This is a genomic window from Rhizobacter sp., from assembly GCF_031412495.1.
Lineage (GTDB): Bacteria > Pseudomonadota > Gammaproteobacteria > Burkholderiales > Burkholderiaceae_C > Schlegelella_A.
In genome coordinates this window covers 38682-48277 of sequence record NZ_JANODC010000086.1, presented here as the reverse complement: position 1 = coordinate 48277, position 9596 = coordinate 38682, and the positions used below count along the sequence as shown (strand labels likewise).

Genomic DNA, 9596 nt, shown 5'->3' with positions numbered 1-9596 from the left:
ACGAGGCGCTTCTCGCCGGGATCGACGCTGCGGATGCCGATCTGCCGCACCCACTTGGCGCTGATCGCAGGCACGTGGCCGCCGATCTCGATCAGCTCTTTCGGACCGAAGCCGCACAGGCACGCCACCGGCATGCCGTGGATGTTGCCGCTCGGCGTGAGCTCGTTGGTGTTGAAGTCGGCGTGCGCGTCGAGCCACAGCACGCGCAGCTTCTTGCCCGTCTCGCGGCAGTGCCGGGCGACGGCGCTGATCGAGCCGATGCCGAGCGAGTGGTCGCCGCCGAGCAGGATCGGCATGCGACCGGTGGCGAGCTCGGCGTGGACGGCGTCGTGGACGATGCGGTTCCATTCGGCCACCGCGTCGAGATGCCGGTAGCCGTCGCTCGGCGGCTGCCAGGGATTCGGTGGCCCGCTGAGGTTGCCGCGGTCGAGCACCTCGAGGCCGTGCCCGACGAGGACCGGGCCGATGTCGGCGACGCGCAGCGCCTCCGGGCCCATGCTCGAGCCGCGGCTGCCGGCGCCGATGTCGGTGGGCGCGCCGATCAGCGTGACGAGCTTGTTCATGCGCTGCAACGCCCGCCGGGCCGCCCCAAGGGCGTTGCCGCCCCCCCGGGGGGCAGCGAACGGAGTGAGGCGCCATCGGGCTTCATGCTAGATGTCGAGCGCGAGATCGCCGGTGGTCGTCTCGGGCAGGTCGTAGCCGTACTGCGCCGAGAGCGTCGCCCAGGCCTCCTCCGCGGTCTCGACGAAGTGGAACAGCTTGACGTCGCCGGGCGAGATCATGCCGGTGTCGATGAGCAGGTCGAAATCGATCAGGCGGGTCCAGAACTCGCGGCCGAAGAGCAGGATGGGCCGCATCCGCGACTTGCCCGTCTGCACCAGCGTCAGCACCTCGAACATCTCGTCGAGCGTGCCGAAGCCGCCCGGGAAGCACACCAGGGCCACCGCGCGCATCAGGAAGTGCATCTTGCGGAGCGCGAAGTAGTGGAACTGGAAGCACAGCTCCGGCGTGATGAAGCGGTTCGGCACCTGCTCGTGGGTAAGGACGATGTTGAGGCCGACGCTCTTGCCGCCGACCTCGAAGGCGCCGCGGTTGCCCGCCTCCATGATTCCCGGGCCGCCGCCGGTGACGACGTAGAGCGGCTTCTCGAACGCCGCCGAGCGCTGCGTGACGATGCCGGCGAAGCGGCGCGCCTCCTCGTAGAAGCGCGACATGGCGACGCGCGTCTCGGCCATGCGCAAGGCGCCGGCGTCGCCGCCCGCGCGTGCCGCAGCCAGCTCGCCCTCGGCGACTTCCGGGGCCAGGATGCGGGCGCTGCCGAAGAAGACGATCGTCGCCTCGATGCCCTGCTCGTCCTGGATCAGCTGCGGCTTGAGGAGCTCGAGCTGCAGGCGGATGGGGCGCAGCTCTTCGCGAAGCAGGAAGTCGACGTCGGTGAAGGCGAGGCGGTAGGCGCTTTCCGGGCCTTCGTACAGGGGCTGTGCGGCGACGATCTCCTTTTCGGCGTCTTCCTGAGCGGTGGGGAACGTGCGCTCGGGGATGCTGGGCTGGTTCATCCGGCGAGCTTACCGTCTCTACCGGGGCGGAGCCGACTCCCGGAGGGCCGTCCCCGGCCCGACCGATGGCTATGCCTCGCCCAGCGCAGCCGCGACGATCCTGCAGATCAGCGCGATGTCTTCGGTGGACAGCGCGAGCGGAATCCTCATGTCGCAGAGCCGCTCCATCAGTGCCAGCGACCCTTGCGCGGCGGGCTGGCCTTCGATGTAGCGCCAGTGCGTCGCGTTGCTCGTGAAACCCACCGGACTGTCGGCGCCGAACCACTTGATGTGCAGGCCGCGCGATGCGCAGCCCGCGATGAACCGAGCCGCTCCCTCGCGGTCGAGGTCGAGCAGGAACTGGATCGAGCTGGCGACGAACTCCTCACGCGGGTCGCGCGCGGGCACGGCCAGACGCGGCAAGGCGGCCAGCCCGGCCTCGAGTGCGCGGTAGTGCGCATTCCAGAGGGCGGCGCGCTCCGGCAGCGCGGCGAGCTGCGGCCGCAGCAGCGCCGCGGCGAGGCACGACATGCGCAGGCTGAAGTTGGGCGTCCGGTAGCGCCAGCGCTCGAAGGCCTCGGCCGGCGGCCTCGAGCGGTGCTCCGCGTAGAACATGTAGCTGCCCGAAGCGAGGATCGCCTGCGCGCACACGTCGTCGTCGTCGGTGACGAGAAGCCCGCCTTCTCCGGAGTTGATGTGCTTGTAGCTTTGCGTGCTGAAGCAGCCGACCTTTCCCCACGTGCCGGTCTGCCGCCCGGCCCAGCGCGCGCCCAGGGTGTGTGCGCAGTCCTCGACGATCGCGATGCCTCGGGCGTCGCAGACGGCGCGCACGGCGGCGAGGTCGGCGATGTGGCCGCGCATGTGCGAGAGCAGCAGCACGTGCGCGCCGCTTTCCTCCGCCTTGCGTTCGAGGTCGCAGAGATCGATCTTCAGCGCCGACGTGGTCTCGACCAGCACCGGCACGGCGCCGGCGTGGGCGATGGCGCCCGGCACCGGTGCGAGCGTGAACGTGCCCGTCAGCACCTTGTCGCCCGGCGCGACGCCGAGGGCGTGCAGGGCGACGAACATCGCCGCCCCGCACGAGCTGAGGGCGACGCAGTAGCGCGCACCCAGCAAGGCGGCGAACTCTTCCTCGAGCTGCGACGGCTCGCTGGCACCACCACCGCTCTCGCCATAGCGATGCAGTCGGCCGCTCTGCATCAGGGCCAGCGCTCGGTCGATGCCCGCCGGCGGGATCGGCTCGGGCCGGCTCAGGTCGGTGGCGAAGCAGAGTCCGTCCGGCGACGCGCCCATCGTTCAGGGCCTCAGCACGATCTTGGCAGCGGCGCAGCGGCCGTCGTCGAGATCGAGGAAGGCCTGTGAGCCGTCCTCCAGGCGACGCTCCTCGACCCAGGCGAGGTCGCCGAACACGCCTCGATGCAACCCGGCCACGGCGGCGCGCAGGTCGGCGGTGGTGTAGGTGTAGGTCCCCTGCAGCGTGATCTCGGCGAGGGTGAGCTTTCGCATGTCGATCTCGCTCGCCCAGTCCTGCAGGCCGATGTGCATGATCGCGCCGCCCGGCTTGACGGCAGCGAACGCCTGCAGCCGCGTGGCCTGGGCGCCGACGGCGTCGATCACGTAGTCGAACGCCGCGTCGGCGAGCGGCTCGTCGCGCGGATCGATGGCGCGACAGCCGACGTGCGAGGCGATGGCGGCACGGCGCAGCGCATTGAGCTCGGTCATGGCCAGCTCGGCGACCCCGAGATGGCACAGGAGAAGCCCGGCCAGCATGCCGATGGCACCGCCGCCGATGACCAGCACGCGGCATTCGTGCAGCGGGCGGGCCAGCACGCGCATCGACAGCGCGATGGCGTGCCAGGCCGTTGCCGCCGGCTCGGTGAGGGCCGCCGCGGTCGTGCGCACCCCCGGCGGGAGCGCGATCAGCGACGCGGCGGGGATGCTCATGAATTCGGCATAGGCGCCGGGACGCGTCATGCCCACCATCGTGCGGTCTGCGCAGAGGTTGTTGCGACCCTGCGCGCAGTACTCGCAGACGCCGCAGACGATCAGCGGGTTGCCGGTCCAGCGCGTGTCGCATGCGAAGCCCGGCGCCCTCGACTCGACGATGGCGCCGACGAACTCGTGGCCGAGGACCAGGCCGGGCTGCCGGCGCGGGTCGTGGCCGTGCCAGGCATGCATGTCCGACCCGCAGATGCCCACCGCCTCGATCTTCAGCACGACTTCGCCTTCGGCGGCGCGGGGCATCTCGCGCTCGAGGAGCCGGATCTCGCGGGGGCCCGTGTAGACCAGTGCTTTCATCGCGCCTCCAGGCGTGTCATCTGGCGGTGTAGCCGCCGTCGACCATGAGGGTCTGGCCGGTGACGTAGCGGCTCGCGTCGCTGGCCAGGAACAGGGTCGGGCCGGCCAGGTCGTCGAGCGCGCCGTTACGGCCCAGGCAGGTCTGCGCCGCATGGCGCGCGGCGAGCTCCGCATCGTCGAACACCGGCGCGGTCAGGGCCGTGGGGAAAAAGCCCGGCCCGATCGCGTTGCAGGTGACGCCCCAGGGACCCCATTCACGGGCGATCGCCCGCGTCAGCTGAACGATGCCTCCCTTGGCCGCTCCATAAGGCGCGCCGTGGTCGAAGGCGCGGAAGCTCTGCAGCGACGCCACGTTGATGATGCGGCCCCAGCCGCGCGACTTCATCCCGGGCGCGAGCGCCTGGGCCAGGAAGAACGGCACCCCGAGGTGCAGGGTGACCTGCGCTTGCCAGGCCTCGGGCGTGACCTCGGCGAAAGGCTGGCGCAGGTTCACGCCGGCCGCGTTGACGAGGATGTCGATGCCGCCGAGGCGCTGCCCTGCCTCGGCGGCGGCCGCGCGCGCGGCGGCGAGGTCGCCCAGGTCGGCGACGAGGACGTCGGCGGCGATGCCTTCGCCTTGCAGGCGATCGGCCTCCGCCTGCAGCTCGGCCCGGCGTCGCGCCACCAGAACGACGCGGGCGCCGGCCGCGCCCAGCGTGCGTGCCATCGCCGCGCCGATGCCCGAGCTGCCCCCCGTCACCAGTGCGCGCCTGCCGCGCAGGGCGAACAGTTCGTCGCCTTTCACCGGCGCGGCCGTGCCGAGGCGTTCACACCGACACGCGTTCGCCGAGGTCGAACGACTGGCCGGGGAAGAACTTCGCCAGCCGGTCGTCGGCGGTGCGGGCATGCGCTTCCATGCCTTCGAGGCGCGAGATGCGCGCCGTCACCTCGCCGATATCGCGCGCCGCGGCACGGGTCATGCGCTGCCAGGTCACCGTCTTCATGAACTTGTGCACCGAGAGGCCGCCGGAGTAGCGCGAGGCCCCCTTCGTGGGCAGCACGTGGTTGGGGCCGCTGGCCTTGTCGCCGAAGGCGACGGTCGTCTCCTCGCCGAGGAAGAGGGAGCCGTAGCAGGTGAGCGTCGACAGCCACCAGTCGAGGTCGCGTGCATGCACCTCGAGGTGCTCGGCGGCGTAGCGGTCGGACACGGCGGCCATCTCCTCGCGCGTGTCGCAGACGATCACCTCGCCGTAGTCGCGCCACGCCGCCGTCGCGGCATCGCGGGCCGTCGGCGGCAGCGATTCGACGAGAGCGGGCAGGCGGCTCATCACGTCCTCGGCGAGGGGTTTCGAAGTGGTGAACAGCCACGCCGGCGATTCGTGACCGTGCTCGGCCTGGCCGACGAGGTCGCTGGCGACGATCGCGGCGTCGGCGCTGTCGTCGGCGATCACCGCCACCTCCGAGGGGCCGGCGAAGACGTCGATGCCGACGCGGCCGAACAGGCTGCGCTTGGCCTCGGCGACGAACTTGTTGCCGGGACCGACGATCACGTCGGCCGGCTTGCCGGTGAACAGGCCGTAGGCCATGGTCGCGATGGCCTGCACACCGCCCAGCGTCAGGATGATGTCGGCGCCGGCCCGGTCGAACGCGTAGAGGAGATACGGGTGCATCGGCCCGCCGCGGAACGGCCCCGAGCAGGCCACGATGGTCCCGACGCCGGCCGCCTTGGCGGTGGCCACGCCCATGTAGGCAGAGGCGATGTGCGCATAGCGGCCGGCCGGCGCATAGCAGCCGGCGACGTTGACGGGCAGCACGCGCTGGCCGGCCGTCACCCCCTCGTGCAGGCCGATCGAGAACTCCTGCAGGGAGTCGCGCTGGGCGCGGGCGAAGTCGCTCACCTGTCGGATCGCGAAGTCGATGTCGCGCCGCACCTGCGAGGGCACCTCGGCGGCGCGCCGGTCGATCTCGGCCCGGTCCAGGACGATGTCGCCGTCCCAGCCGTCGAGCTCCTTCGCATAGGTGCGCACCGCCGCTTCGCCGCGGGCCTCGATCCCGGCCAGCATCTCGCTCGCGACGCGCTGCGCCACGGCGGTTTCGGATTCCGGCGTCTTGGTCGCCCGCTTCAGGTAGTGCAGTGGCATCGCGTCGGCTCAGTTCGTGCGGTTGGCGAAATCGCGCAGCTTCGGGTCGGCCTGCACGCGCTTCATGTAGGTGTCGGTGACGTAGTCGGCCGATGCCGGCACCGTCTGGATCGCGCCGGTGCCCCGCATGAAGATGGAGATCTGGCCGAACCAGGTGTCGACGTCGGAGTTGCCGCGCGCCCGGTCCATGCGTGCCAGCTGCTGCTTGAGGTCGAAGGTCGGCCGGGACGTGAACTCCTTCATCATCGAGGCGTCGCTGATCGACACGCCGCCCTGCTGGTAGAACTTCCGCATCATCTCGATCGCCTCCGGCCGGTGCGCCGTCATCCAGCTCCATGCCCGCAGGTAGACGGCCAGGAACTTGGCCACGTTCTCCGGGTTCTGCTCGGCGTAGTCGCCGCGCGCGATCAGTGCGCCCGGGACCACCACGCCGCCCTCCTTGCCGGAGCACAGGACCTTGGCGCCGGCCTTCTCCTCGAGGGTGTAGATGTTCGGCGCCCACAGGCCTGCCAGCTCGGCATTGCCCGAGGACACCGCCGAGATGATCTCGGCCTGGCCCATGTTCTTGATCGTGACGTCGGCCTTGGTGAGACCGTATCGCTTCAGGCAGGATTGCACGGCGTAGTCGCCCGTGGAGTTGGCCGTCAGCAGGATCGTCTGGCCCTTGATGGAAGCCGGGTTCTGGGCGATCCTCGCCGCCACGTCCTGGCGCACCAGGAGGGCGTTGCCGGCCGACTCGTCGTTGGTCAGGCCGATGGTCTTGATGCCGAAGCGCACATGGCCGAGGACGGCGGGCACCGAGCCCGTGCCGCCGACATCCCACGACTTCGAATTGGCCGCGGCGATCTGCGGCACGCCGGCCGGAAAGGTGCTGAACACCGGCTTCAGGCCCACCTCGGCCCACCAGTTCTTCTCGGTGGCCACGAAGAAGGGCAGGGCCCAGTAGAGCGCCGGCTGGTAGCTCACCTTGATCTCGGTGAGCGTCGGCTGCGCATGGGCCATCGTGGCCGCGGCGAGCGCGGCGCCGACGGCGGCGCGCTTCCATGCGGACAGTGCGAATCGGTTCATGAATCTCTCCTTGGGGTGAACAGCGATCAGTGCGCCGCCGCGACGGCCTGGTCGCGCAGCAGTTTCCAGACATGCGTGCGCAGGCGCACGAACGAAGGCAGGTCCATGACGTCCTCGATGCGCTCGTGCCGGTCCCAGTCGTCGGCTTCACGGACCGGCTTGACGTCGATGATTTCGCGGATGGTCCCGGGCCGGCCCGTCATCACCACGATGCGGTCGGCGAGGTAGACCGCCTCCTCCACCGCATGGGTGATGAAGAGCACCGTGCGCGGGTGCTGGCGCGCCAGCCGGACCAGCTCTTCCTGCATGACGACGCGGGTCTGGGCGTCGAGCGCGCCGAAGGGCTCGTCCATCAGCAGCACCTTCGGGTCGAGCACATAGGCCCGGGCGATCGCGACGCGCTGCTGCATGCCGCCGGAAAGCTGGTGCGGGAAGGCGCGCTCGTAGCCGCCGAGCCCCATGAGGCCGATGTAGTGCTCGATGCGGCGCCGGCGCTCGGCGGCATCGACACCCAGGGAGATCAGGCCGAACTCGACGTTGTCCCAGACCGTCTTCCACGGGAACAGGGCGAAGGCCTGGAACACGACGGCGCGGTCCGGCCCCGGCGCGCGCACCACCTCGCGGTCGACGCTGACGGTGCCGGCCGACGGGTGCTCAAGGCCGGCGGCCATGCGCATGCAGGTGGTCTTGCCGCAGCCCGAGGGGCCGACGATGGCCACGAACTCGCGGTCGGCGACCTCGAGGCTCACGTCCTTCAGGGCGACGAAGGCCCGGCCGTTCTGGTGGAAGACCCGCTGCACGTCGCTGAAGCTGATGTTGGCCATGGGGTTTCCGAGTCAGACGCCTCTGCGCGCGTCGATGTGCTGGTGCAGCCGCCTCAGCCCGTAGTCGATGGCGATGCCGACGATGCCGATGGCGATCATTCCGCTCATCACGGTGGCGGTCGAGATCGACGCCTGGCCCTTGACCATCAGGTAGCCGACGCCGCTGGAGGCGACGATCAGCTCGGCGCCGACGAGCGACTGCCATCCCAGGCCCGCCGAGATGCGCAGCCCGGCGACGATGGACGGCACCGCCGCCGGCAGCAGCACTTCCGTCATCGAGCGGAAGCTGCTCGCGCCGAGCATGCGCGAGGCCTCGATGTATTTCGGGTCGACCTGGCGGGCGCCGCGGTAGGTGTTGATGAGCACGGGCGGGAAGGCGCCCATGAAGATGATGAGCACCGGGCCGCCGATGCCGGTGCCGAACCAGAGCGCCGCGAAAGGCACCCAGGCGATCGGTGCGACGAAGCGGATCGACTCGAACAGCGGCGTGACGAGCCGGTCGACCCAGCGGAACCAGGCCATGAGCAGTCCGAGCGGCACGCCGACGACGACCGCCAGCACGAACCCCGTGCCGAAGCGCTGGAAGCTCGACCAGAGATGCTGGGGCAGGGTGTAGCCAGCGAACGGCTCCACCATGAGCTGCGCGAACCGGCCGACGACGTCCCACGGGGCGGGCAGGAACTCCCGCGTCGTCAGTCCCGACAGGGCGGCCACGCTCCACACCGACAGGAAGGTCGCGGCGCCGAGCAGCGTCAGCGTCCAGAAGGGCGCGGGTGCGAGCCGCGGTCCGATCACGACAGGCGCTTCCAGGGCATGGCGCGCGCCTCGATCCAGCCGAGGGCCATCGTCATCAGCCAGCCGCTGAGCGCGACGCTTGCCATGCCGACGACGATCATCGCCGGGTAGATGTCCTGCGCAGCCTGGTTCAGGATCTGGCCCAGCCCGGCGACGGCGCCGACCAGCTCCGCCGCGACCAGCGTCGTCCACGAGGCCTGCAGCGACAGGCGCAAGCCGGTGAAGATGTTCGGCAGCGCGCCCGGGATGAGCACCTCGCGCCAGTAGCGGACGCCCTTGACGCCCAGGGTGGCGCCGGCCTCGAAGATGGCTCGGTCGATCTGGCGCACGCCGGTGTAGCTGTTGATGACCGACGGCACGAAGGCGGCGAAGAAGATCACCAAGATCTTGGCGGCGTCGCCGAGGCCGAGCCAGACGATCGCCAGCGGGATCCACGCCAGCGGCGGGATCGGGCGCAGCAGCAGGAAGACCGGGTTGACCGCGGCCTCGACGCGGCGGCTCGCGCCCATCGCCAGGCCGAGCGCGACGCCGATCGTCGAGGCGACGACAAAGCCCATCGTCACCAGCAGCACGCTGCGAAACGCGTGCTCGTACAGCGGCGCGTTGGCGTAGCCCTCGGTGCCGATCTGGCGCAGGGCGGCGGCGACCTCGGCCGGCGCGGGGAAGGTGTTCGGCGAGATCCAGCCGGTCACCGCGGTGAGCAGCTGCCAGCCGAGCAGCACGCCGACGATGGCGATCGCCGCGTACGCCAGCGTCGCCATGCCTCTGCGGGGCACCTTCGGCCGCATCGCCGCTGCATCGGGCGGCGTGGCGCTCAAGGACAAGGCGTCGGGCATGAGTGGAAGTCTGAAGCCTATGCTTGTAAGCGCTTTCAGTATGGGTCGAGTGCTCTGCTGTGGTCAAGGGGCCATGCCACGCCCGGGCATCGGTGTTTTCCCGGCAATGCAGCCCGTTCC

The 9596-nt window shown here is 70.4% G+C and carries 10 protein-coding genes; all 10 read right to left on the bottom strand.

Annotated features, from left to right (window positions below):
• Positions 1-563: arginase family protein (locus AC30N0_RS03300; RefSeq protein WP_489516507.1), on the bottom strand; the 563-nt coding region annotated here is incomplete at its 3' end.
• An 87-nt stretch (positions 564-650) separates the two neighbouring features.
• Positions 651-1556 (bottom strand): LOG family protein, encoded by a 906-nt coding sequence (locus AC30N0_RS03295; RefSeq protein ID WP_489516506.1) that lies wholly within the window; start codon positions 1554-1556, stop codon positions 651-653.
• Between the two features lie 69 nt (positions 1557-1625).
• The gene (locus AC30N0_RS03290; RefSeq protein WP_489516505.1) at positions 1626-2828 is read right to left on the bottom strand and encodes a DegT/DnrJ/EryC1/StrS family aminotransferase; all 1203 of its coding nucleotides are present in this window, start codon (positions 2826-2828) and stop codon (positions 1626-1628) included.
• Positions 2829-2831: 3 nt separating this feature from the next.
• Positions 2832-3833: an alcohol dehydrogenase catalytic domain-containing protein gene (locus tag AC30N0_RS03285; protein WP_489516504.1), complete on the bottom strand. Its 1002-nt coding sequence runs from the start codon at positions 3831-3833 to the stop codon at positions 2832-2834.
• 16 nt (positions 3834-3849) lie between these two features.
• Positions 3850-4617, bottom strand: a complete 768-nt coding sequence (locus AC30N0_RS03280) for an SDR family NAD(P)-dependent oxidoreductase (RefSeq protein ID WP_489516503.1) — start codon at positions 4615-4617, stop codon at positions 3850-3852.
• A gap of 22 nt (positions 4618-4639) precedes the next feature.
• The gene (gene hpsN, locus AC30N0_RS03275; RefSeq protein WP_489516502.1) at positions 4640-5953 is read right to left on the bottom strand and encodes a sulfopropanediol 3-dehydrogenase; all 1314 of its coding nucleotides are present in this window, start codon (positions 5951-5953) and stop codon (positions 4640-4642) included.
• A gap of 9 nt (positions 5954-5962) precedes the next feature.
• The gene (locus AC30N0_RS03270) at positions 5963-7021 is read right to left on the bottom strand and encodes an ABC transporter substrate-binding protein (protein ID WP_489516501.1); all 1059 of its coding nucleotides are present in this window, start codon (positions 7019-7021) and stop codon (positions 5963-5965) included.
• 26 nt (positions 7022-7047) lie between these two features.
• Positions 7048-7845, bottom strand: a complete 798-nt coding sequence (locus tag AC30N0_RS03265) for an ABC transporter ATP-binding protein (RefSeq protein WP_489516500.1) — start codon at positions 7843-7845, stop codon at positions 7048-7050.
• 12 nt (positions 7846-7857) lie between these two features.
• A complete protein-coding gene (locus AC30N0_RS03260; protein WP_489516499.1) occupies positions 7858-8640 on the bottom strand; it encodes an ABC transporter permease in 783 nt (260 codons plus the stop codon).
• The gene (locus AC30N0_RS03255) at positions 8637-9476 is read right to left on the bottom strand and encodes an ABC transporter permease (protein ID WP_489516498.1); all 840 of its coding nucleotides are present in this window, start codon (positions 9474-9476) and stop codon (positions 8637-8639) included. The genes AC30N0_RS03260 and AC30N0_RS03255 overlap by 4 nt, the downstream gene beginning before the upstream one ends.
• Positions 9477-9596 lie beyond the last annotated feature (120 nt).